The sequence below is a fragment of the Pseudomonas sp. PF05 genome (assembly GCF_056521845.1).
This window is the reverse complement of the sequence record NZ_JBWLPW010000008.1, coordinates 176,211-197,822: the sequence shown is the minus strand read 5'-3', so window position 1 is coordinate 197,822 and position 21,612 is coordinate 176,211. Positions and strand designations below refer to the sequence as shown.

General features: G+C 61.2%; 20 protein-coding genes. 12 read left to right on the top strand and 8 right to left on the bottom strand.

The genetic code is table 11. From position 1 onward, the window contains the following. Nucleotides 1–2 precede the first annotated feature (2 nt). A complete protein-coding gene (locus AC09SL_RS15605) occupies nt 3–263 on the bottom strand; it encodes a hypothetical protein (protein ID WP_058544641.1) in 261 nt (86 codons plus the stop codon). A 157-nt stretch (nt 264–420) separates the two neighbouring features. Here AC09SL_RS15605 and AC09SL_RS15600 point away from each other — a divergent pair, with 157 nt between their 5' ends. From AC09SL_RS15600 to AC09SL_RS15585, 4 genes are all read left to right on the top strand, one after another. Further along, on the top strand, nt 421–897 hold the full coding sequence (locus AC09SL_RS15600; protein WP_058544640.1) for a PaaI family thioesterase: 477 nt from the start codon (nt 421–423) through the stop codon (nt 895–897). Continuing rightward, a complete protein-coding gene (locus AC09SL_RS15595) occupies nt 894–1,355 on the top strand; it encodes a PaaI family thioesterase (protein WP_058544639.1) in 462 nt (153 codons plus the stop codon). Before AC09SL_RS15600 ends, AC09SL_RS15595 begins: the two co-directional genes overlap by 4 nt. 87 nt (nt 1,356–1,442) lie before the next feature. After that, entirely contained in the window at nt 1,443–3,347 is a 1,905-nt protein-coding gene (gene htpG / locus AC09SL_RS15590; protein WP_064106992.1) for a molecular chaperone HtpG, read from the top strand. A gap of 69 nt (nt 3,348–3,416) precedes the next feature. Further along, a complete protein-coding gene (locus tag AC09SL_RS15585) occupies nt 3,417–4,145 on the top strand; it encodes a dienelactone hydrolase family protein (RefSeq protein WP_058543983.1) in 729 nt (242 codons plus the stop codon). Between the two features lie 252 nt (nt 4,146–4,397). Here AC09SL_RS15585 and AC09SL_RS15580 read toward each other — a convergent pair whose 3' ends face one another. Further along, nucleotides 4,398–5,258 carry a pirin family protein gene (locus tag AC09SL_RS15580; protein ID WP_058543177.1) on the bottom strand — a complete coding sequence of 287 codons (861 nt, stop codon included), beginning with the start codon at nt 5,256–5,258 and terminating at the stop codon, nt 4,398–4,400. A 126-nt stretch (nt 5,259–5,384) separates the two neighbouring features. Here AC09SL_RS15580 and AC09SL_RS15575 point away from each other — a divergent pair, with 126 nt between their 5' ends. Both AC09SL_RS15575 and AC09SL_RS15570 read left to right on the top strand, forming a co-directional pair. Then, complete coding sequence (locus AC09SL_RS15575; RefSeq protein ID WP_058543176.1) at nt 5,385–6,401, top strand: amidohydrolase family protein; 1,017 nt, start codon at nt 5,385–5,387, stop codon at nt 6,399–6,401. 133 nt (nt 6,402–6,534) lie between these two features. Beyond that, nucleotides 6,535–6,999 carry a DUF3859 domain-containing protein gene (locus AC09SL_RS15570; protein WP_058543175.1) on the top strand — a complete coding sequence of 155 codons (465 nt, stop codon included), beginning with the start codon at nt 6,535–6,537 and terminating at the stop codon, nt 6,997–6,999. Between the two features lie 125 nt (nt 7,000–7,124). On the opposite strand, the gene fabB is transcribed toward AC09SL_RS15570, so the two are convergent. The 5 genes from fabB to AC09SL_RS15545 form a co-directional block, all read right to left on the bottom strand. Then, a complete protein-coding gene (gene fabB / locus AC09SL_RS15565) occupies nt 7,125–8,345 on the bottom strand; it encodes a beta-ketoacyl-ACP synthase I (RefSeq protein ID WP_058543174.1) in 1,221 nt (406 codons plus the stop codon). 11 nt (nt 8,346–8,356) lie between these two features. Continuing rightward, the gene (gene fabA / locus AC09SL_RS15560) at nt 8,357–8,872 is read right to left on the bottom strand and encodes a 3-hydroxyacyl-[acyl-carrier-protein] dehydratase FabA (protein WP_003204400.1); all 516 of its coding nucleotides are present in this window, start codon (nt 8,870–8,872) and stop codon (nt 8,357–8,359) included. A gap of 248 nt (nt 8,873–9,120) precedes the next feature. Further along, a complete protein-coding gene (locus tag AC09SL_RS15555; RefSeq protein ID WP_058543173.1) occupies nt 9,121–11,022 on the bottom strand; it encodes an ATP-binding protein in 1,902 nt (633 codons plus the stop codon). Next, nucleotides 11,019–11,951, bottom strand: coding sequence for an ABC transporter substrate-binding protein (locus AC09SL_RS15550; protein ID WP_058543172.1), 933 nt, complete (start codon nt 11,949–11,951; stop codon nt 11,019–11,021). Before AC09SL_RS15550 ends, AC09SL_RS15555 begins: the two co-directional genes overlap by 4 nt. Then, nucleotides 11,952–14,075, bottom strand: a complete 2,124-nt coding sequence (locus AC09SL_RS15545; RefSeq protein WP_058543171.1) for a TonB-dependent receptor plug domain-containing protein — start codon at nt 14,073–14,075, stop codon at nt 11,952–11,954. 199 nt (nt 14,076–14,274) lie between these two features. Between AC09SL_RS15545 and AC09SL_RS15540 the strand changes: the two genes are divergently transcribed. The 4 genes from AC09SL_RS15540 (at nt 14,275) to AC09SL_RS15525 (ending at nt 16,659) form a co-directional block, all read left to right on the top strand. Further along, complete coding sequence (locus tag AC09SL_RS15540; protein ID WP_058543170.1) at nt 14,275–15,300, top strand: NAD(P)H-dependent glycerol-3-phosphate dehydrogenase; 1,026 nt, start codon at nt 14,275–14,277, stop codon at nt 15,298–15,300. 30 nt (nt 15,301–15,330) lie between these two features. Beyond that, on the top strand, nt 15,331–15,678 hold the full coding sequence (locus AC09SL_RS15535) for a DUF4389 domain-containing protein (protein ID WP_003204392.1): 348 nt from the start codon (nt 15,331–15,333) through the stop codon (nt 15,676–15,678). Then, nucleotides 15,675–16,118 carry a phosphohistidine phosphatase SixA gene (sixA, locus tag AC09SL_RS15530; protein ID WP_058543169.1) on the top strand — a complete coding sequence of 148 codons (444 nt, stop codon included), beginning with the start codon at nt 15,675–15,677 and terminating at the stop codon, nt 16,116–16,118. Before AC09SL_RS15535 ends, sixA begins: the two co-directional genes overlap by 4 nt. A 97-nt stretch (nt 16,119–16,215) precedes the next feature. Continuing rightward, nucleotides 16,216–16,659: a hotdog fold thioesterase gene (locus AC09SL_RS15525; RefSeq protein ID WP_058543168.1), complete on the top strand. Its 444-nt coding sequence runs from the start codon at nt 16,216–16,218 to the stop codon at nt 16,657–16,659. 19 nt (nt 16,660–16,678) lie between these two features. Here AC09SL_RS15525 and AC09SL_RS15520 read toward each other — a convergent pair whose 3' ends face one another. Continuing rightward, on the bottom strand, nt 16,679–19,687 hold the full coding sequence (locus tag AC09SL_RS15520; RefSeq protein WP_081264479.1) for an RHS repeat-associated core domain-containing protein: 3,009 nt from the start codon (nt 19,685–19,687) through the stop codon (nt 16,679–16,681). Between the two features lie 200 nt (nt 19,688–19,887). Here AC09SL_RS15520 and AC09SL_RS15515 point away from each other — a divergent pair, with 200 nt between their 5' ends. Continuing rightward, nucleotides 19,888–20,682 carry an alpha/beta fold hydrolase gene (locus AC09SL_RS15515; RefSeq protein WP_058543166.1) on the top strand — a complete coding sequence of 265 codons (795 nt, stop codon included), beginning with the start codon at nt 19,888–19,890 and terminating at the stop codon, nt 20,680–20,682. Next, nucleotides 20,679–21,530 carry an alpha/beta hydrolase gene (locus AC09SL_RS15510; protein WP_058543165.1) on the top strand — a complete coding sequence of 284 codons (852 nt, stop codon included), beginning with the start codon at nt 20,679–20,681 and terminating at the stop codon, nt 21,528–21,530. Before AC09SL_RS15515 ends, AC09SL_RS15510 begins: the two co-directional genes overlap by 4 nt. Nucleotides 21,531–21,612: the final 82 nt, after the last annotated feature.

The window sequence follows — 21,612 nt, the reverse complement described above, 5'->3', positions numbered from 1 at the left end:
TATCAGTTGGTTGCTGGCGCGGTAGGAGCCGGAGCCGGGGCTTGTTCTTTCGCGGCTGCTTCGTTCGATTCGGCCTGATCTTTGGCGGCTTCGGCGTTTTCTTTCGCCGCGTCGTTCACTTTATCCTGTGCTTTGTTCATGTCTTGCTGAGCTTGCTCAGCGTGTTGTGTGGCATCTTGAGCTTTGTCCTCGGATTTTTTATCGCAGGCAGCGAGGCCGAGGGAGGCGGCCAACATCAAGGCAATAGCAAAAGTCTTACGCATGGGGTGTTTCTCCTTATGGAAATAACTACTGGCCTTTTGAACACTGCCTTTCGGATTAAGTTCCTGTTGCGTAACAGATATATAACTTTGCACGGCAATTGAACTTTGTGAGTCGCACCTGTTGTCAGGTCTCGTCACTCATTGGAGCGTTGATCGAATGACCGAAGACCCCGTTTTTGAGCGTGCAACACGTTTTTTATCCGCACTCAGGCATTGCCAGGTGCTGGGCTTGAAGCTGCACAGTGCCAGTCGTGACGGGCTGACGGTCATCCTGCCGTTCAGCCCGAAAATCGTCGGCAATCCCCTGACGGGCATCATCCACGGTGGGGCGTTGACCTCACTGATGGACACCGCGTGCGGCATGTCGACGTTATGTGTATTGCCGCAATTCGAAGTCTGTCCCACCCTCGACCTGCGCATCGACTACATGCACGCCGCCGAGCCCCACAAGGATGTCTACGGCTTCGCGCAATGCTACCGAGTCACCCCGGACGTGATCTTCACCCGGGGTTTCGCCTACCAGGACGACCCCGAGCAACCCATCGCCCATGTGGTGGGTACATTCATGCGCCTGGGCCAGCATGCCAGGGGAATAGGGAAGGGCGGCTCGATGACCGCCGTGGGCCAACCATGACCGATACCCTCCAGGAACAACTGCGCCATGCCTGCGAACAGGGCGATTACGCGCTGCTGCTGGCCTCGATCCCCTATGCGCAACTCATCGGCGTCGAATGCACGCGCCAGGGCGACGACTTGTTGTTTCGCCTGCCGGCCAACAAAGACAACATTGGTAACCCTTTACTGCCGGCCATTCATGGCGGGGTCATTGCCGGCTTCATGGAACTGGCCGCTGCAGTGCATCTGTTGATCGCCACTGGCACGCCAGGCATACCGAAAATCATCGATTTCTCCCTGGATTACCTGCGCACCGGACAGTTTCGCGACACCTACGCCAAATGCCAGGTCTGGCGCCAGGGCCGGCGGGTCGCCAATGTCGCGATCACCGCCTGGCAGGACGTCGAGGCCGAACCCATCGCCACTGCCCGGGCACATTTCAAGATCAAGGAGCCTTCAAAACCGGATCGCCCTTGAAATCATCAGCGTTGCCCCCACCTTCAGGACATCCCGCCGCCAATCTCAGCGAGGCGGACACCACCATCCACTTGGAGTTTGATGACCATGAGCGTGGAAACTCAAAAGGAAACCCTGGGCTTCCAGACCGAGGTGAAGCAACTGCTGCACCTGATGATTCACTCGCTGTATTCCAATAAGGAAATTTTCCTTCGCGAGCTGATTTCGAACGCCTCTGACGCTGTCGACAAATTACGTTTCGAAGCCCTTTCCAAGCCTGAACTGCTGGAAGGCGGCGCCGAGCTGAAAATCCGTGTGAGCTTCGACAAGGACGCCAGAACCGTCACCCTCGAAGACAACGGCATCGGCATGAGCCGCGAAGAGGTGATCACGCACCTGGGCACCATCGCCAAGTCCGGCACCGCCGATTTCATGAAGAACCTGTCGGGCGACCAGAAGAAAGATTCCCACCTGATCGGTCAGTTCGGCGTCGGTTTCTATTCCGCGTTCATCGTTGCCGACCAGGTCGAAGTGTTCAGCCGCCGTGCCGGCCTCGCTGCGAGCGAAGGCGTGCATTGGTCGTCCAAGGGCGAGGGCGAGTTTGAAGTCGCCACCGTCGACAAGGCTGATCGCGGCACCCGCATCGTGCTGCACCTCAAGTCCGGCGAAGACGAGTTCGCCGATGGCTGGCGCCTGCGCAACATCATCAAGAAGTACTCCGACCATATCGCGCTGCCAATCGAGCTGCCAAAGGAAGTCACCGCGGCCGAAAGCGAAGAAAAGCCTGAAGTGGAATGGGAAACCGTCAACCGCGCCAGTGCCTTGTGGACCCGCCCGCGCACCGAGGTGAAGGACGAGGAATACCAGGAGTTCTACAAGCACATCGCCCATGACTTCGAAAACCCGCTGAGCTGGAGCCACAACAAGGTCGAAGGCAAGCTGGAATACAACTCGCTGCTATACGTGCCGGCCCGTGCGCCGTTCGACCTGTACCAGCGCGAAGCGCCACGCGGCCTGAAGCTGTACGTGCAGCGTGTGTTCGTGATGGACCAGGCCGAATCGTTCCTGCCGTTGTACCTGCGTTTCATCAAGGGTGTAGTGGATTCCAACGATCTGTCGTTGAACGTTTCGCGGGAAATCCTGCAGAAAGATCCGATCATCGATTCCATGAAGACCGCACTGACCAAGCGCGTGCTGGACATGCTGGAAAAACTGGCGAAGAACGAGCCCGAGCAGTACAAGAGCTTCTGGAAAAACTTCGGTCAGGTGATGAAAGAAGGCCCGGCCGAGGACTTCGCCAACAAAGAGAAAATCGCCGGCCTGCTGCGTTTTGCGTCGACCCAGGGTGACGATGGCGAGCAAGTCGTGGGCCTGGCCGATTACCTGGCCCGCGCCAAGGAAGGCCAGGACAAGATCTACTACCTGACCGGTGAAACTTATGCACAGGTCAAGAACAGCCCGCACCTGGAAGTCTTCCGCAAGAAAGGCATCGAAGTGCTGCTGTTGACCGACCGCATCGACGAGTGGCTGATGAGCTACCTCAACGAGTTCGACGGCAAGAGCTTTGTCGACGTGGCCCGTGGTGACCTGGACCTCGGCAACCTGGATTCGGAAGAAGACAAGAAAGCCGCCGAAGAAGTCGCCAAGAGCAAGGAAGGCCTGGTCGAGCGGATCAAGACGGCCCTGGGCGATGCGGTCAGCGAAGTGCGTGTCTCGCACCGCCTGACCGACTCCCCGGCGATCCTGGCCATCGGTGAGCAGGACCTGGGCCTGCAAATGCGCCAGATCCTCGAAGCCAGCGGCCAGAAAGTCCCGGACTCCAAGCCGATCTTCGAATTCAACCCGGCCCACCCGCTGGTGGAAAAACTCGACAACGAGCAGAGCGAAGAGCGTTTCGGCGATCTGTCGCACATCCTGTTCGACCAAGCGGCCCTGGCGGCCGGTGACAGCTTGAAGGACCCGGCGGCGTATGTGCGTCGCCTGAACAAGCTGCTGGTTGAACTGTCAGCTTAAGCAAGTGCAGGAAAAACCCGCTTCGGCGGGTTTTTTCATTTCTGGTGTTCAGTCAAAAAGGAGTCCGTCATGAGTCAGGTTACGGTTCGTTCGCTGGTCTATCAGATCGAAGGGCAAAGTTATGAAGGTCGCCTGGCCTTCGACGTCAATCAGCAGGGCCCGCGCCCGGGGTTGCTGATGGCGCCGAACTGGATGGGTGTGGGGGCGGGTGCCGAGGACATTGCCAAGTCGGTGGCGGCCAACGGTTATGTGGTGTTGATTGCCGACCTGTACGGGCAGACGGTCCGTCCGAGCAATGCCGATGAGGCGGGGGCGGCGATGATGCCCCTCAAGAATGACCGGGCCTTGTTGCGCAAGCGCATGCAGGCGGCGTTCGAGCAACTGCAAAGCCAGGGTGAAGCGCAGGTCGACGCTTCCAGGCTGGCCACGTTCGGCTTTTGCTTCGGGGGCTGTTGCGCTCTGGAACTGGCCCGCAGCGGCGCACCGCTGAAGGCGGCGATTTCCTTCCACGGCACCCTGGATACACCGAACCCGGCCGATGCGCAGAACATCACGGGCGCGGTATTGGTCATGCATGGCGCCTCGGACCCGCTGGTGCCGAAAGAGCAGCTACCGGCCTTCGAAGATGAAATGAACGCCGCCGGGGTGGATTGGCAACTGCTGAGTTACGGCGGTGCGGTGCATTCGTTCACCGACCCGCAGGCCAATGTGCCGGGCAAGATGATGTACGACGCCAAGGTCGCCGGACGGGCGTTCCGCTCGATGCATAACTTGTTGGATGAAGTGTTCAGGGGCTGAAAGCTTCAAGTAGCACCCGTGGCGAGGGAGCTTGCTCCCGCTGGGCCTGTAGGAGCTGTGCAGGAGCCGTGTAGGAGCTGTGTAGGAGCTGTCGAGTGAAACGAGGCTGCGATCTTTCCCCAGTCACTTGAATCCCAAGCGAAAGATCAAGATCAAGATCAAGATCAAGATCAAGATCAAAAGATCGCAGGCTTCGCCAGCTCCTACAGAGTCGAGCGGGAGCAAGCTCCCTGGCCACAGGATGTTGTGAATTTAGGGCAATTCGATCCGCTCGCTTTCCCCCGGCACAGTCGGCCAGTCCCCAGCCGCCCAGCGTCGGCGGGCTTCATCGATCCGGGCCGGGTCGCTGGTGACGAAATTCCAATTGATCCGACGCGGCCCGTCCAGGGGGGCACCGCCGAACAGCACGGCATGGCAGTCACTGTCGGCAAACAGCGTCATCTCTTCCCCGATCGGCAATATCACCAGGGAGTGGGCTTCTACCGGCTCACCATCCAATGACGCTTCGCCGCTCACCACATACAGCGCCCGCTCTTCATGTTCGTTGGGAATCAGCAAGGTCGTCGCGGTTTGCAGCTTCAACTCGGCATAAAGCGTCGGCGACAGCACCGGCACTGGCGATTCCAGGCAAAAGCCTGACCCGGCGATCATGCGGATGCTGACTCCCAGGTTCTCGCTGACGGGCAGGCTGTGAGCCGGGTGATGACTGTAGTGCCCGGGGCCCTGTTCGTGGGCCTTGGGTGAGGCCAACCAGACTTGCAACCCGTGCATGATAAAAGCGCTGCCGAGCAAGGATTCGGGAGTGCGCTCGACGTGGGCGATGGCACTGCCAGCGGTCATCCAACTGACATCCCCGGCACCCACCACCTGATCGGAACCGAGGCTGTCCTTGTGCTGGAGTTTTCCTTCGAACAGGTAGGTGAGGGTGGACAGGCCGATATGCGGATGCTGGCGGATGTTCATGCCTTTGCCGGCCGGGTAGGTGGTTTGCAGCATGTGATCGAAAAACACGAAAGGCCCGACGCTGCGGCATTTGGCGGACGGCAGCGGACGAAGAATCGGCTGGCCTTCGACATCTTCGGCGCGGGGGCGAACGGTCAGGGGAGTGGTCATGTTGTCTTCCAGGTTGAACAACGGTTGCACGAAGCATAACCCGTCGCCAGTAGACGCTGCACATGCACCTTGAACCCAGGCGGGACGGTTAGGGTCTACGTTGTTCAAGGTTTCTGGAGGCTGCCCGTGTCCCTGCCCCGTTTGATCTGTGCCTGGCTGCTGGTTGTTTCCAGCAGCGGTGCCGTGGCTCGCGAATATACCTACAGCGATGCACATCTGCATTACGTCGATTTCTTCCAGGAAACCGCCGGCATGCCCAAGTTGCTCCAGGCGATGGCGGACAATCGCATTGAGCATGTAATGATTTCCGGTGTGCCGGTGGCCAAGAAATGGCACGAGGACGAGCCCAAGCGTCCGCGCTATTACGCCGGTGACGACGCGGATGCCTATTGGTACAGCGCCACCGACGTGATTGTCGCCGCCGCGGTGAGCAAGCTGACCCAGGAACAACGCCGGCACTTCCATCCTTTTTTGTCGGGCTTCAATCCCAACGACAAGAACTCCGCCGCCCATATCCAGCGCATGCTCGATCTCTACCCGGGTTTGTGGCAAGGCATCGGCGAGGTCTTCACCCGTCATGACGACCTGACGGCGCTGACCTCGGGCGACACCCCACGGGCCAACAACGAAGCCATGACGCGGATCTATCACCTGGCGGCCGAGAACGACTTGCCGGTGATGCTGCATTCCAACATCACTTCCAAGCGTGAGAAAAATCCGCTGTACCTGGCAGAAATCGAGGAACCGTTGCGCAATCACCCGCACACGCGCTTCATCTGGGCCCATGCCGGTACCAGCATGGAAATCCATCGCCACCAGACCCGCTTGGATTTTCTGTTGCCGACCCTGACCCGCATGCTCGAGGCCTACCCCAATCTGTACATAGACCTGTCCTGGAGCGTGCTCACGCCGTATTTGCTGGACGAGGCGGGTAAGCCCCGGGATGAGTGGGTAACGCTGGTGAAGCGCTTTCCTGAGCGCTTCATGGTGGGCTCGGATGTCGTCGGGCGGTTCAACAAGTTGGGCAAGGAGTTGCGCAGCTTCGATCCGTTTCTCGATGCCTTGCCGCAAGACGTGGCGCAGAAGGTGGCGCGGGATAACTTTTTGGCGGTGTTGTGTGGGAGCAAGGCTTGCCTGCGGTGAAAGTCATGCGGTCTTGAAGGCTGAGGTGCCGGCATCGCGAGCAAGCTTTGCTCCCACAGGCCAACATCGCTTTGTCATCAGCCTGTCACTCCCGCGTCATACCCTCGCGCTCATCTCAATCAAGGAGCGCACTATGCACCTCACCCGTTCAAGCGCACTGGTGGCGCTGTTGTTGACCTGCGGCCTGGCACAGGCCGAAGTCCGTGTCGAAGGCCCGGTGGAGTACGGTGTTTTCGAAGGGCCGCAAGCCGAGCTGCAATCGGGAGAGCGAGTCCTGCGGCGTAGCAACGAGCAGATCCACCAGACCGAGAGCGTGCCGGCGAAGCTGGGCACCAAGTTCGGCATGCGCTACCAGTTGGCCGGCAAGGTCGCGGATGACCAGCCGTTGACCCTGTTGTACTTCACCCCCGGCATTCGCACCCCCGATGGCGTGCGCCACGACAAGTTCGAGGTCATCCAGAAACTGGTACCCGGCGCGCCTCAGGATGTCATGGCCTACGAATTCACCGAAAGCCACGAAGTGGTGCCGGGGGAGTGGCGATTCATGGTGTTCCAGGGTGATCGGCTGTTGACGCAGCAGCGGTTTGTCGTGCGCTGAATTCCTCTACTGTAGGCCTCATGTGGGAGCAGGCCCGCTCCCACAATGAACCCAGGCAAATTCGCCAGGCAAAAAAACGCCCCGAACCAGTCGGGGCGTTTTTGTGTGTGGCGTAGCGGCGGGGCTTACTTGCCCTGCCAGCGCTTCAGTACCAGGGTGGCGTTGGTGCCACCAAAGCCAAAGCTGTTGCTCATCACGGTATCGATGGTGGCGTTCTCGCGAGTCTTGAGCAGGATTGGCAAGTCGGCCACTTCCGGATCCAGCTCGTCGATGTTGGCGGAGCCGGCCATGAAGTTGCCTTCCATCATCAGCATGCAGTAGATCGCTTCGTGAACGCCGGCGGCGCCCAGGGAGTGACCCGACAGGCTCTTGGTGGAGCTGATGGCCGGGGCCTTGTCGCCGAACACTTCGCGCACACCTTTCATTTCCGCGACGTCGCCGACCGGAGTCGAGGTGCCGTGGGTGTTCAGGTAGTCGATCGGTGCATCAACGGTGGACATGGCCATCTGCATGCAGCGGATGGCGCCTTCGCCACTTGGCGCGACCATGTCGTAGCCGTCGGAAGTGGCGCCGTAGCCGACGATTTCCGCGTAGATCTTGGCGCCACGGGCCAGGGCGTGTTCCAGCTCCTCGACCACCACCATGCCACCGCCGCCGGCGATGACGAAACCGTCACGGTCGGCATCGTAGGCGCGGGAAGCTTTTTCCGGCGTGTCGTTGCGCTTGCTGGACAGGGCGCCCATGGCGTCGAACAGGAACGACTGGCTCCAATGTTCTTCTTCACCGCCGCCGGCGAACACGACGTCCTGCTTGCCCATCTGGATCTGCTCCATGGCGTTGCCAATGCAGTGGGCACTGGTGGCGCAGGCAGAGGCGATGGAGTAGTTCAGGCCCTTGATCTTGAACGGTGTGGCCAGGCAGGCGGAAACCGTGCTGCTCATGGTCCGCGTGACGCGGTACGGGCCAACGCGCTTGACGCCTTTTTCGCGCAGGATGTCCAGCGCTTCCATCTGGTTCAAGGTGGAGGCGCCACCGGAGCCGGCGATCAGGCCGGTGCGCGGGTTGGAAACCTGCTCTTCGGTCAGGCCGGAGTCAGCGATGGCGTCCTTCATGGCCAGGTAGGCGTAAGCCGCCGCGTGGCCGACGAAACGGTAGATCTTGCGATCGATCAGCTCTTCGAGGGGGAGGTCAATGGAGCCGGAAACCTGGCTACGCAGACCCATTTCGGCATATTCCGGATTGAACCGGATGCCAGGGCGACTTGCACGCAGGTTAGCGGAGACGGTCTCTTTGTCATTGCCCAGGCACGAAACGATGCCCAGACCAGTGATAACGACGCGGCGCATGCGGATAACCCTTAGAAGTTGTCAGTGGAGGTGAAAACGCCGACCCGGAGGCCTTCGGCGGTGTAGATCTCGCGACCATCAACGGCAACCGAACCATCGGCAATGGCCATGTTCAGCTTGCCCTTGAGGACGCGTTTGATATGAATGTTATAGGTGATTTTCTTGGCGGTCGGGAGGACCTGACCAAAGAACTTCACTTCGCCCGAACCCAGGGCGCGACCGCGACCCGGCAGGCCTTGCCAGCCGAGGAAGAAACCGACCAGTTGCCACATGGCGTCCAGGCCCAGGCAGCCCGGCATCACCGGATCACCTTCGAAATGGCAGGCGAAGAACCACAGGTCCGGAGTGATATCCAGCTCGGCGACCAATTCACCTTTGCCGTACTTGCCACCCTCTTCGCTGATATGGGTGATGCGATCCACCATCAGCATGTTCGGGGCGGGCAGTTGCGCGTTACCTGGGCCGAACAGCTCACCGCGACTGCAGCGCAGCAGATCTTCCCGGGTAAAGGCGTTTTGTTTGGTCATGCGAGCTCCTCAATAGTCCCATGCGGCAGGGTGGGGCAAATCTTCCCGGCCGACCGAAGCGTTCATGCCTCGAATCGACAGCCTACTCATAGACTATTGCGTTGTAGTGAAAGTCACAGCACACGGGAAATGAATGTACACCTGTGCACTGAAATTTTTATTCAAGCCCCAATCGAGGCTTGTTCGGGTGCCTAAGACTGCCGCACTTTCGCCTTTCACGCCAGTCACAGATGGTCCAGTGACCTGTTCTAGTTCACCCAGCGTTGCAGAATCTGCTGCAGGTCGTTCCTTTTGAACGGCTTGGCCAGGTAATCGTTCATGCCCGCCGCGAGGCAGGCTTCGCGGTCGCCCTGCAAGGCGTTGGCCGTCAGGGCGATGATCGGCACCTCGCCGCAACCCGGCAACTGACGGATCTGCCGCGTGGCTTCGTAGCCATCGATGATGGGCAATCGGCAATCCATGAGGATCGCTTCGAAAATCAGGCTCTCGGCGCTGCGTACAGCCTGGGCGCCATCGGTGGCGATGCTGACGGTGAAGCCCAGGCTGCGCAGCATGGCTTCGACCACCGTCTGGTTGACCGGATTGTCTTCCACCAGCAATACGTTGCGGCCCTCGCCATCGCCGTTGCCCACGGGCAGCCGCGGCGCCAGGGTGGGTGGGGTCTGGCGCGACAGGGCCAGCGGGATCTCGAGGGTGAATACCGAGCCGTGGCCTTCTTCGCTCTGGGCCCGCAGCGTCCCGCCCATGCGCTCGGCCAGGGTACGGGCGATCGGCAGGCCCAGGCCGGTACCGCCGTAGCGCCGGGAGATCGAATTGTCGGCCTGCTGGAAGGCGTCGAACATGCGCTCCAGGCTCTCGGCCGGGATTCCGATGCCACTGTCGCGCACCGTGCAGGTGAACCACAGCAGTTCATGGTCCAGGGCTTGCCACTGGCATTGCACGGTGACACGGCCTTGCTCGGTGAATTTCAGTGCATTGCCGATCAGGTTCACCAGGATCTGTCGTATCCGCGTCGGATCGCCCTGGACCTGCAAGGCCTGCATGTCGTCCGGGAGCAGCAGGTCCAGGCCCAGCTTGCGTTGTGCGGCGCTGTGTTGGAACGATTGCGCGCAACTGCCCACCAGTTCTGCCAGATTGAACGGGATGTGCTCCAGCTCCAGGGCCGAGCGTTCGATGCGCGAGAAGTCGAGTATGTCGTTGATCACCTTGAGCAGGTGTTCGGTGGATTCCGACGCCAGCGCCGTGTACTCGTGCTGCTCGTCGGTCATGCGGGTGGTTTCCAGCAACTGCAGCATGCCCAGTACGCCGTTCATGGGCGTGCGCAGTTCATGACTCATCATTGCCAGGAACTCGGACTTGGCGCTGTTGGCTTTTTCCGCTTCTTCGCGGGTCTTGATCAACTGCGCCATGGCCTGGTGCTGTTCGCGGCTGGCTTGTCCCAAGCCATCGGCCAGGTTGTTGATGTGCCGCGACAACGCCCCCAGTTCGGCGTCATCGACGATGGGCAGCGGGGTGCTGTAGTCGCCTTGCTGAATGGCCTTGACCGCGTTGCCGATGTCGCGGATCGGCCGGGACAGGTTGGTCGCCAGCCGGCGTGCCACCAGAAAGGTGAACAGCAGGGCGAACAGCGCCAGGATCGCGGCCTTGAACAGAATCTCCTGTTGTCGCTGACTGAAGGCGTCACTGGACATGCCGACGATCACGCGGCCCAGGTAATCTTCGCTGGCCGCCTCCACGGAGGTGCTGTTGCCCTGCAGGAAATCATTGTTCAGGGCGATGCGCTGCAGGCGCACCGGGGCCTGGAAGACTTCGACCTGCTGGGCACGGCTGCGGGTTTGCTCGGGTTGCTCGACGTACACCAAGACCTTGTCGGTGCTGTCCTGGACCTCCAGAAAACGCACGTGTGGGGTCGCCAGGGTCGCGGTGAGCAGGCTTTCCAGCACTTCGTTGTTGCCGGAAATCACCCCGTATTCCGTGGCGGGGGCCAGTTGGTTGGCGATCAGTTGCCCGGTGTGATTGAGTTCCTGGCGCAAGTCCTGGATCCGCACGAAGGTAAAGAAACTGATCAGCAGCACGGTCAGCAACAATGCCGGGCCGAGGGCGATGAGCTGGGTTCGGGTATTGATGTCCCAACGGCGACGCAAGGTCATGGGCGGTGTTCTCCTTCGGCCAGCGTTGCCGCGACGGATTCGGCGTCAATCGGTTCGATCCCCAGTGAGCGGGAGACCTGCCGGTTGCCCAGGACCTTGAAACGGTCTGGATACAGCGTGCGCGGCCAGGTCGTGGCGGGGCGATCGAGCAACTCGTCGAGAATCGCCAGCCAGTCTTGTTGGTCGCTATAAGTGCTGGCCAGGCTGCCGGCCTTGACGAACGCGGCGCTGGGCCCGATCAGGGCGCGTTGCCGGGCGTAGCTGCTGAGCAACAGGTTCTTCACGGTCTTGGGGTTGTACAAGTCGGGGTCATCGATACCCAGCAGCACGTCGCTGTGGCCCAACAGGTTTCGCAGGGGGCGGCTGTCGTTGGTGTCGTCCCAGCGTTCGCTGACAATGGTCAGGCCCAGCGGCGCCGCGGCCTGTTGAATGTCCTTGAGCAGGAATTCACTGTGGATGTCGTAAAGCACGCCGACCCGTCGCACTTGCGGCAGGATGGCGCGGATCAGCCGCAATTGCCGCGCCATCGGTGGATCGCTCCACAGCAGGCTCAAGTGCGCAGGCGTTGTCTCGCCCAGGCGATCGCGGGCTTGCTGGCGGCTGATGCGCAGCACCAGGGTGGCCGGACCGCGGGCGTCTTGCAGGCGCCACTCGAGGCTGGGCAGGTCAAGCAGGACCAGGCGGACATTGCCTGGCAATTTGTCCGGCGCCGGCAGGTTGGCCAGCGGCGTAAACCGCACGCTGTCTTCGGGGCGCAGGTTTTTCAGGGCCTGGGTGAAAGACTGCACGCCGGGGCTGTCCTTGGCGCCGGTCAGCAGGATCTCGGCGGCTCGGGCCTCGAAGGTCGCCAGCCAACCGGCAAACACCAGGCATAGGGCTAGCGTCAGGCGGCCATGAAATGGCGTCTTGCGGGGTGGGCGTCGGAACATCTAGAAAGACAACTCCGCGCTGAAGTACACGACATGGCGGGAGTCGTAGTGGTTGTCGATAAAGGTAGTGGGCTGGTTGTCCAGGCGCTGTTGCAGGACCGCTGCCAGTTCCAGGCTGGCCTTGCCCAGGGGAATGCGCCGGGCAAGGCGAGTGTCTAGCCGTTCGTAGCGATAGCCATTGAGGGCGTCGGCGGCGTAGTAGAACAGCGAACTGTTCCAGCCCTGGCCCCAGTCCCTTAGCCAGCCGGCCGAGCCGCTGTTGCGGGCGGTCAGTTGTTCGTCGAGGGGATTGCTGGCCTTGGCGTCGACATAGGCATAGGTCAGGCGCAGACGGTCGGCGCCGGTCATACGCCAGTCGAGCTGGGTTTCGGCCCCGGAGAATTGCGATTCGTTGCTGTTGCTGGCGATGTACTGATTGTTGCGCAACGGTTCGCTGATCATGCCGGTGATTTCGTCATGGAACAGTTTCACGTCGACCGCCAGCCCCAGGTCCATGAAAAAACCGTTGTAGCCCAGTTCCCGGGAGCGCATGTGCTCTTGTTCCAGGTTGCCCGGGCCGCGGGTCTGGACGAAGTAACGGGCGCTGCTTTGGCCGAAGGCGGCGGGTTGCAGATTGGTGACCTGATAGCTCCAGTTGACGTTGTTCTCGAACATGTCCGGGGAGCGCACGGCTTCGGAGTACACCGCCCGCAGGCCATGGCGCGGGGTGATCAGGTAGTTGACCGCGACCCGCGGGGTCAGCGAGCTGCCGGTCAGGCGGGTGTCTTCGAACATCGCGCCGCCTTGCAACAGCCAATGCTCGGTGGCCCGCCATTCGAGCTGGCCGAACAGGCGCCAGGTGGTGTCGTCCAGGGTGCCGTTGAAGTACGTCTGCGAGTCGGCCCGGTCGTAGCGATAGTTGGCCCCGGTGACCATTCGCAGGCTGTCGGACAGGCTCAGGGTGTCCTGGATCTCCAGGTCGTAGCGCGATTCCCGGGCGCTCTGGTCGATATCGCCGCACAGGGTTTGCGAGGCGCCGTTGCGCCACTGGTCGAGCACCTGATTGGCCAACGCCTGTTCCTGTGGCGTGCCGGCGGGCGCGCCGCTGCCGATGTAGCTGGGGATATTGCGTGCCAGCTGCTCGGCATAGTTGGGATTGAGCTGCCACAGGTCGGTCAATTGCGGGCTGAAGGACACCTCGGCGTCGCAGGCGCGCCAGGTCTGCTGGCGATCCCAGTGCTGGATCGAGCCCTGTACATAAAGACTGTGGTTGGGGTCCAGGTCCAGGTTCCAGCGCAGTGAGCCGGCGTAGTCCTTGGCGATGACGTCAGAATTGTCGCCAGCGGTGGTAATCCCGGCAAACACGGGACGGTAGGTATAGGGCCGCTGGTTGGTCCCGTCCTTGGCATTCAATTGCCAGTCGATACTTTGCTGCTCGTTCAACGTCTGGCTGACGGACAGGTTGAAGCGGTTCAGGCGGCGGCTGTCGCGGTAATCGGCGCCGTTGCGGTCGCTGTCAAAGCCGTCGTCTTCCTGGCCGGACAGCGACAGCCGCAGGTCGCCGCCGTCCCAGCCGCTGCCCTGGCTGGCGTACCAGTCGCTGATGCCGCGCTGGCCACGGGTGATTTTCAGCCGGGTGCCGTGGCTGTCGGCCGGGGCACGGGTGATGATGTTGACCACCGCCATCAGCGCGTTGGCGCCGTAGCTGACGGTGTTGGGGCCGCGAAAGACTTCGATCCGCTCGATGTCTTCCATGGCCACCGGAATATCGCTCCAGTCCACCGTGGCCAGGCCGGCGCGGTACACCGAGCGGCCGTCGATCAGTACTTGCATGCGACGGGCTTCGCTGGCGTTGGTGCCATGGTAGTTCACGGCAGCCTGGTTACCGCTGATGTTGCCGACCATCATGCCCGGCACCAGGCGCAGCAGTTCGCTGATATCGCGGGCGCCGCTGGCCTTGATCAACTCGCTGTCGAGCACGGTCATGCTGCCAGGCACTGCCGCAGGTGATTGCTTGAGGCGCGTGGCCGTCAGCACCTGGGGCATGGACTGGCTGTCCACGAACAAGTCGTCGCCCAGCACTGGCGGGCTGATGATCAGTGCCAATAGCAGGGACGAACCTGGACGGGAAGGGCCAACGAACACGGCACAGCCTTTGAGAATGAGTGGATGGCGGGCATGTTAACCGAGCTGAACGACTTTTCCATTCGCGTTGACAGCATTTTCCTAGGAATTGATGGTCAGCTTCCTACAGCTGGTGGTAATTGTTGCCGGGGCTGGTCGCGCTCTGGCCGCTCCGTATAATGCCCCGCATTGCCACTTGGTATGGATGAACGGATTGCATATGACTGAACAGCGCCCGATTGCGGTCCTGGGGGGCGGGAGTTTCGGCACCGCCGTGGCTAACCTGCTGGCCGAGAATGGTCACCCGGTGCGCCTGTGGATGCGTGACCCGGAGCAGGCCGAGGCCATCCGGGTCAACCGCGAGAACCCGCGTTACCTCAAGGGCATCAAGATTCGCCCGGAAGTGGAACCGGTAACTGACTTGCAGGCAACCCTGGAGGGCAGCGACCTGTTCTTCGTCGCCTTGCCGTCCAGCGCCTTGCGTTCGGTGCTGGCGCCCTACGCAGAACGCTTGAGCGGCAAGCTGTTGGTGAGCCTGACCAAGGGCATCGAAGCCCAGACCTTCAAGCTGATGAGCGAGATTCTCGAAGAAATCGCGCCCAAGGCCCGGATCGGTGTGATCTCCGGGCCGAACCTGGCGCGCGAGATCGCCGAGCACGCGCTGACCGCCACGGTGGTCGCCAGTGAGGATGAGGAGCTGTGCCAACGGGTCCAGGCGGCATTGCATGGCCGCACCTTTCGGGTCTACGCCAGTGCCGATCGTTTCGGTGTGGAGCTGGGCGGGGCGTTGAAGAACGTCTATGCCATCATCGCCGGCATGGCGGTGGCGCTGGGCATGGGTGAGAACACCAAGAGCATGCTGATCACCCGCGCGCTGGCGGAAATGACCCGCTTTGCGGTCAGCCAGGGCGCTAATCCGATGACCTTCCTGGGATTGGCCGGCGTGGGCGACCTGATCGTCACCTGTTCCTCGCCCAAGAGCCGCAACTACCAGGTCGGTTTCGCCCTCGGCCAGGGCTTGAGCCTCGACGAGGCCGTGTCGCGCCTGGGTGAAGTGGCCGAAGGGGTCAATACCCTCAAGGTGCTCAAGGCCAAGTCCCAGGAGGCGGGGGTGTACATGCCGCTGGTCGCCGGGCTGCACGCGATTCTGTTCGAAGGGCGCACGCTTGAACAGGTGATCGAGCTGTTGATGCGTGGCGAACCGAAGACCGACGTCGATTTCATTTCCACCAGCGGTTTTAATTGAATCTTTATTGACCGCAAGCAGGAGCGAGCCATGAACGATCCGCAAGGGCAACCCCAATACGAATCCATTCTGCTGCGTGTGCTGTGGATGGTGATTTACCTGCTGGTCTGGCAGGTGGCGCAATTCATCCTCGGCGCCGTGGTGCTGGTGCAGTTGATCTATCGGCTGATCTACGGTGCACCCAGTGCCAGCCTGATGAATTTCGGCGACAGCCTGAGCCAGTTCCTGGCCCAGATTGGCCGTTTCGGTACCTTTCACAGCGATCAGAAACCCTGGCCGTTCGCTGACTGGCCGACCCCGCGTACGCCTGAAGGTGAAGCGCCTCACACCGTGGCGCCAGCTCCGCATCCGGCCCGGGACGAGGAGCCGAAGCTATGAAATTGTGGGTATTGCGTCATGGAGAGGCCGAGCCCCATGGTGTTCGTCCCGATCCGGAACGGGTCTTGACGGTCCATGGGCGCGAGGAGGTGTTGCTCAGCGCAGGCCGGTTGATGGGCGAGCCATTGCGGGTCATCTACGCCAGCCCTTACGTGCGTGCCCAGCAGACCGCGCAACTGGTGCGCGAAGCACTGGGTTTCGAACCTGAACTGATTACGGTCGATTGGCTCACGCCGCAGACCCGGCCGGCCGAGGTCCTTAAGCATCTGGAGGACCAGGACAATGTGCTGCTGGTCAGTCATAACCCGTTGGTGGGCAGCCTGCTGGGCTTTCTGCAACACGGCCACCTGCAACAACCCGAGCAAGTGCAGACTGCCGGCCTGGCCGAGCTGGAAGGCGACATGCCGCTGGCCGGGGCGATGAAGCTCAAGCGTCTGTAATACCTGATCCACCCCAGCGTCTGCATCGCGGGCAAGCCTTGCTCCCACAGTGCTGTGCAGGATTGAATGCGATAAAAAACAAAAAGGAAGGACAACGATGAGTCTGTGGCGCACCACTCCGAATATCGACCAACTGAACGCCGCCGGTAAAAACACCATCAGCGAAGTGCTGGACATCCGTTTCGAGTCTTTCGACGATGAATCCCTCACCGCCAGCATGGTCGTCGATCACCGCACCCACCAGCCGTTCGGCTTGCTGCATGGCGGTGCTTCGGTGGTACTGGCCGAAACGGTCGGGTCCATGGCCGCCTATCTCTGTGTCGATACCAGCAAGTTCTATTGCGTGGGCCTGGAGATCAACGCCAACCACCTGCGTGGCGTGCGCAATGGGCGAGTCACGGCCACGGCCCGCTCGGTTCACCTGGGCCGAACTACCCAGGTGTGGGATATCCGCCTGGTCAACGATGACGGCAAGGTCAACTGCGTGTCGCGCCTGACCATGGCGGTTGTACCGTTGGGTGAGCAGCCGCCGGCGCGTTGATCGCATTGGATGCCGGCGTTTACATGTGGGTCCCTGGCATATTCAGTCGAGAGCGGTAGACGCCTCGGTGTCCGACCTGCAGTTCACTTTCGTAGTAGAAGAAATCGGAAGGTCGCGAGATGTCTGCCATCTCGAATGATTCAGTCCCCGCGTCGCCCATCTCGATGTCACGGCTTGGCGCCGTCGGATTTGTTGGACTCAGCAGGTCTGTGAGTCCCGGCCTGGCGACGGTCAAGAACGTCAAGCGCTGGTCCAGGACGGCTTGTGTGACCGCACGTCTCACGGTCGTTTGAACGACTGGGCCCAGCTCGCTGTATCCAGGTATCTGGGCAATGGCCATATTGGCTGCCTGCGCCAGAGAGCCGAAGAAATGTCGACTGGTGGATCCGATTACCGCTGCGCTCTGGTTGATTTCCCCGGTGCCAGGGGGCTTGATGGGGGCACCTCTCAATCCTCTTACGGTGGATGTGCCACCCAAGCCGACGCCCATCCCTATGGAGTTGGCGAAGGTTGATTGCAGCAACTTTCCTATTTCGTCGCTCCCAAAACCAACTGCTCCCGCTGCTGCTGCCGATCCACCCGCGATGCTTGTCGCAAGCGTGCTGGCCGAGGCTGTAGCGACGTCCATACGGCCCGGGAAAGGATTGCTTGGACCATACTGTCCAAAATTCTGGAATGTCACTTCGCGCAACATTGAGCCGAATAAACCGCCGATTTGACCCGCCGCCGCCGGGTTGCCTGGCATAAACGCGCCAGCCAGGGAAGGCGCGGCTCCTAAGGCCGCGCCCAATGCCGCACCACCAACTTGCTTGATGATAGGCGCCCAACCGGACGCTTCATCGGCGCTGTTGGCCGCCCTCATGGCGCCCCATCCTTGGAGCCCACCTGTGATACCACCTGACGTAGCACCTAGAACCGTTACCACCATCTGCGCAGGTCCCAAGAGTGCGGTAGCTCCCGCAGTCACCCCGTATTGCAGAAACGAAGCGAGCAGAGCACTTGAAAACTCTCGAGCAACAGTCATACCGGCGGTGGCTGTTAGCGTGTCAAACCCCAATAGACCTTGAAAATCGACAAACCGGACAGGATTGCCACGTACCATGGCAAACAGGTTCAGACCGTCGGCGGTGCCTGCCGGGTCGGCGCTGATCCAGCGCTCCAGCCAAGGCGCGTAGTACCGCTGTCCGTAGTAGTACAACCCCGTGGCATCACGCTCCTGACCGCAATAGCGCCGGGTTTTGTAGCTTGCTTGAACTTTGTCTGGGCCGGCCCACCACGATGTGCCTCCGTAGGGGTAGTACATTTCTTCACTGATCAAGTTGGCCTGACCATCCAGCTCCAGCGTACTGGAGCCCAGATGATTCGTCAGGTTGTAACGGTATTGATCGGCTCTCGTGCTTTGCGACTCCCAGTGCAACACTTGTACGGCGCAACGTCCTGCCTGCGCCACAATGACCTGCACCTTCTCTTCAGGGGTTGTACGGATTTCCAGGCTGGGTAAATAGCGCACTTCGTGCGCGCGCGTATAGGTTGCGCTGTAGGTCAGGCGAACTTTGCGCTTGCGCTGACCGGCCCCGTCGTAGACATAGACTTCGCTGTCATTCGCAGCGTTCTCACGCACCACTTGGTCGACCTGGCGCAGGCGGTTGCTCGGACTCCAGGTCAAATCCTGACCCGCCAGCAATTGTCTTTTGTTGCCATTGGCGTCGAATCCAGCGCCGATTTCATCCTCGCCAGGCAAGCTGCCGTCGGCTTTCTGCGCCAGTCCCCGATTGCTGTATTTCGAAATCGCCGTTCGTTGCGTCCAGCTGTGGCTGGCGGCGGTGTGGACGAGCAGGGTGAGATTGCCGCCCTCGTCGTAACTGTAGACCTGCCGGTAGTTCTCCAACTGTCCGGGATCGGCAGGCGAAACAAAAACCGGCTCTTGAGGACCGTTCTGGTTACCGACCCGTTGCCAGCCATTGACCTCGATCAGCTGATACAAACTGTCGTAGACGTAAGACTGGACCGGTTCGATCTTCTGGTTACGAAAGAAACGGGTACCCAGCGTCGCATCCCTGATGCTGAGGATATTGCCGACCCGATCATAACCATAGGCCAGGTATTGCAACGGGGGCTGGTCGGGAAGCCCGGCCTTGACGCTCGTCAGGCGCCCGTCCCGTGGGTCATACAGCGCTTCGCTGACCACGCCGTTGCCGGCAGTTTGTCGTTCGATGTTGCCATTCGCGTTGTAGCGAATGTCGTTCAGCAGCGATGTCTCGTGGGTTTGCCCCGCGAGTTTCAAGCGAACTTGCCGGAGCTGGCCGGCGATATCCAAATCCGAATACTGGGCGTTGTTTTGCGCATCTTCCTGCAGGATTGCGGTGCCCACGGCGTTATAGGTGACACGGCTGGTAGCGCCGTTGCCGGTCTCGTTCAAAAGGTCTCTGTTTGCTTCATCGGCAGGCCAGTCGGGTTCGTTCAAGTCCTGGAGAAAATGCCGGGTTTGTGAAATGACCCCGCTCGTCAGCGCATAACTCTCGAACAGGACGGTGCCAGCCTCGTCATCGTGGCGGATCAACCGGCTACATTGATTGCGTGAGGCTGATACAGGCGTGTTATCCCCGTAGGTGTAGAACGCATTGTTTCTGGCAAGCGAGCCCTGAGCCTGCTCGATGGTTCTGACCGGGCGCAACAGCGCGTCGTATTCGGTTTGCACCTGAGTGTGCAAGCTGTCCCAGCCGATGACGTGCTGACCGGCTACGCCGAATAATGCCAGGCGAGTCCCCGCATCGACGCCGTCGGTGACGAGCGCCGCACCGGTGAGGCTGAAGACGGTTCTCAGGTTGGGCCGGGCGTCCGGCTCGGTCTCCAGCAGCTTGAACAGGCGGGGGTCGTAGCTGAGCGTCGGGCGCCCGGCGACATCATAGCGTTGACGATGGATCCGGCCCTCGGGTTTTGCCATAGGGTTATTACGAAAGTAAGACACCGAGGCGATGCCCAATCCTCGTGAATCTTTCACGGAAACGGCCGGTGTCTTGGCATGCATGCCAGTCCCCTTGGAGATGTCGTAACTGTTCTAGTTATTGCCAAGGCGATACGGGCGTCAACTGTAAGGTCTGACAGGTGCTTAAGGCGGGTAGACAATCGATGCCGCAATGCTGTCATCATTCCTGTCAGTTACGGTCATTGCCGCGCCGCCGGGTTCTGCGGACAATCGGCCGCAGTTCTCGCAATGGATCGGCCAACATGTCGCAACAGGTGTTTTTCGCCCACGCCAATGGTTTTCCCTCGGCCACGTATGGCAAGTTGTTCGCCGCGCTGGCGCCGCAATATGAGGTTGCGCACCTCGAACTGCATGGCCACGACCCGCGATTTCCGGTCGATGACAATTGGCACAACCTGGTGGACGAGCTGATTCATCATCTGGAGCAGCAACCGGCGCCGGTGTGGGGCGTCGGTCACTCCCTGGGCGGTGTGCTGCACCTGCACGCGGCGTTGCGCCGCCCCGAGCTGTATCGCGGCGTGGTCATGCTCGATTCGCCGGTGCTGACCCGTACCGACCAATGGGTGATCCTGGCGGCCAAGCGCCTGGGGTTCATCGACCGCCTGACGCCAGCGGGCCGGACCTTGGGTCGGCGTGAGGAGTTCGCTGACCTGGCGTCGGCCCGGCAGTATTTCGCCGGCAAGACACTGTTTCGCGGTTTTGACCCGGAATGCTTCGACGCCTACCTGCAACACGGCCTGCAACAAGTCGGTGATCGACTGCGGCTGCGCTTCGACCCGGCCACCGAAATCAGCATTTACCGCGGCGTGCCGCACACCAGCCCCGGGCGGCCCCGTAAGCTCAAGGTGCCGCTGGCCGTGGTGCGCGGTAGGCAGAGTCGTGTGGTGATGCGTCATCACACCCGTTCGGTGGGGCGTATGCTCCATGGCGAATCCCTGAGCATGCCCGGTGGCCATATGTTCCCCCTCGAGCGTCCACAGGACACGGCCAACCTGCTCAAGAACCTGTTCCAGCGGTGGGAAGGGCGCAGCGCATGAGTGTGGTCGAGGAAGTCCGCCTGAGCCTGCCGCACATCGAACTGGCGGCCCACCTGTTCGGGCCGGAGGACGGGCTGCCGGTGCTTGCCCTGCACGGTTGGTTGGACAATGCCAACAGCTTCGCCCGCCTGGCGCCCAGGCTCGAGGGCCTGCGAGTGATTGCCCTGGACATGGCCGGCCACGGTCACTCCGGGCATCGGCCGCCCGGTGCCGGTTATGCCCTCTGGGACTACGCCCATGATGTGCTGCAAGTCGCCGAACAACTGGGCTTGCAGCGTTTCGCCCTGTTGGGGCATTCCATGGGCGCCATTGTGTCGCTGGTGCTGGCCGGCTCCTTGCCGGAGCGGGTGACGCACCTGGGGTTGATCGACGGGGTGATTCCTCCTACAGCCAAGGGCGATAACGCGGCCGAGCGCATGGGCATGGCCCTGCAAGCCCAGTTGGATCTGCAGCAGAAACGCAAGCCGGTCTACAAAACCCTCGATCGGGCCATCGAGGCGCGGATGAAGGGACTGGTAGCAGTCAGCCGCGAAGCCGCCGAGCTGCTGGCCCAGCGCGGCCTGATGCCGGTGCCCGGGGGGTACACCTGGCGCACCGACAACCGCCTGACCCTGCCATCGCCTTTGCGCCTGACCGATGAACAGGCCATGGCGTTCGTGGCGCGGGTCGATTGTCCGGCGCACCTGGTGGTGGCGGCCGACGGCATGCTGGCCCAACACCCGGAGTTGCTGGAGCGTCTACCCTTCAGTCATGAGCAGTTACCCGGCGGCCATCATCTACACCTGAACGACGAGATCGGTGCCGAGCTTGTAGCAGACTGTTTCAATCGGTTCTTCACCGCTCCTTGACTTGCGGCGGGCAACTGTCGAGGCTGGGCGGGTTGAAAGGGAGACAACCATGACAGACCTCTGTTTACCAGCTTCACGGTGC

Coding starts and splice junctions, on each gene's coding strand:
- AC09SL_RS15605 (WP_058544641.1), bottom strand. CDS start 263: ATGCGTAAGACTTTTGCTATTGCCTTGATGTTGGCCGCCTCCCTCGGC.
- AC09SL_RS15600 (WP_058544640.1), top strand. CDS start 421: ATGACCGAAGACCCCGTTTTTGAGCGTGCAACACGTTTTTTATCCGCA.
- AC09SL_RS15595 (WP_058544639.1), top strand. CDS start 894: ATGACCGATACCCTCCAGGAACAACTGCGCCATGCCTGCGAACAGGGC.
- htpG (WP_064106992.1), top strand. CDS start 1,443: ATGAGCGTGGAAACTCAAAAGGAAACCCTGGGCTTCCAGACCGAGGTG.
- AC09SL_RS15585 (WP_058543983.1), top strand. CDS start 3,417: ATGAGTCAGGTTACGGTTCGTTCGCTGGTCTATCAGATCGAAGGGCAA.
- AC09SL_RS15580 (WP_058543177.1), bottom strand. CDS start 5,258: ATGACCACTCCCCTGACCGTTCGCCCCCGCGCCGAAGATGTCGAAGGC.
- AC09SL_RS15570 (WP_058543175.1), top strand. CDS start 6,535: ATGCACCTCACCCGTTCAAGCGCACTGGTGGCGCTGTTGTTGACCTGC.
- fabB (WP_058543174.1), bottom strand. CDS start 8,345: ATGCGCCGCGTCGTTATCACTGGTCTGGGCATCGTTTCGTGCCTGGGC.
- fabA (WP_003204400.1), bottom strand. CDS start 8,872: ATGACCAAACAAAACGCCTTTACCCGGGAAGATCTGCTGCGCTGCAGT.
- AC09SL_RS15555 (WP_058543173.1), bottom strand. CDS start 11,022: ATGACCTTGCGTCGCCGTTGGGACATCAATACCCGAACCCAGCTCATC.
- AC09SL_RS15550 (WP_058543172.1), bottom strand. CDS start 11,951: ATGTTCCGACGCCCACCCCGCAAGACGCCATTTCATGGCCGCCTGACG.
- AC09SL_RS15540 (WP_058543170.1), top strand. CDS start 14,275: ATGACTGAACAGCGCCCGATTGCGGTCCTGGGGGGCGGGAGTTTCGGC.
- AC09SL_RS15535 (WP_003204392.1), top strand. CDS start 15,331: ATGAACGATCCGCAAGGGCAACCCCAATACGAATCCATTCTGCTGCGT.
- sixA (WP_058543169.1), top strand. CDS start 15,675: ATGAAATTGTGGGTATTGCGTCATGGAGAGGCCGAGCCCCATGGTGTT.
- AC09SL_RS15525 (WP_058543168.1), top strand. CDS start 16,216: ATGAGTCTGTGGCGCACCACTCCGAATATCGACCAACTGAACGCCGCC.
- AC09SL_RS15520 (WP_081264479.1), bottom strand. CDS start 19,687: ATGCATGCCAAGACACCGGCCGTTTCCGTGAAAGATTCACGAGGATTG.
- AC09SL_RS15515 (WP_058543166.1), top strand. CDS start 19,888: ATGTCGCAACAGGTGTTTTTCGCCCACGCCAATGGTTTTCCCTCGGCC.
- AC09SL_RS15510 (WP_058543165.1), top strand. CDS start 20,679: ATGAGTGTGGTCGAGGAAGTCCGCCTGAGCCTGCCGCACATCGAACTG.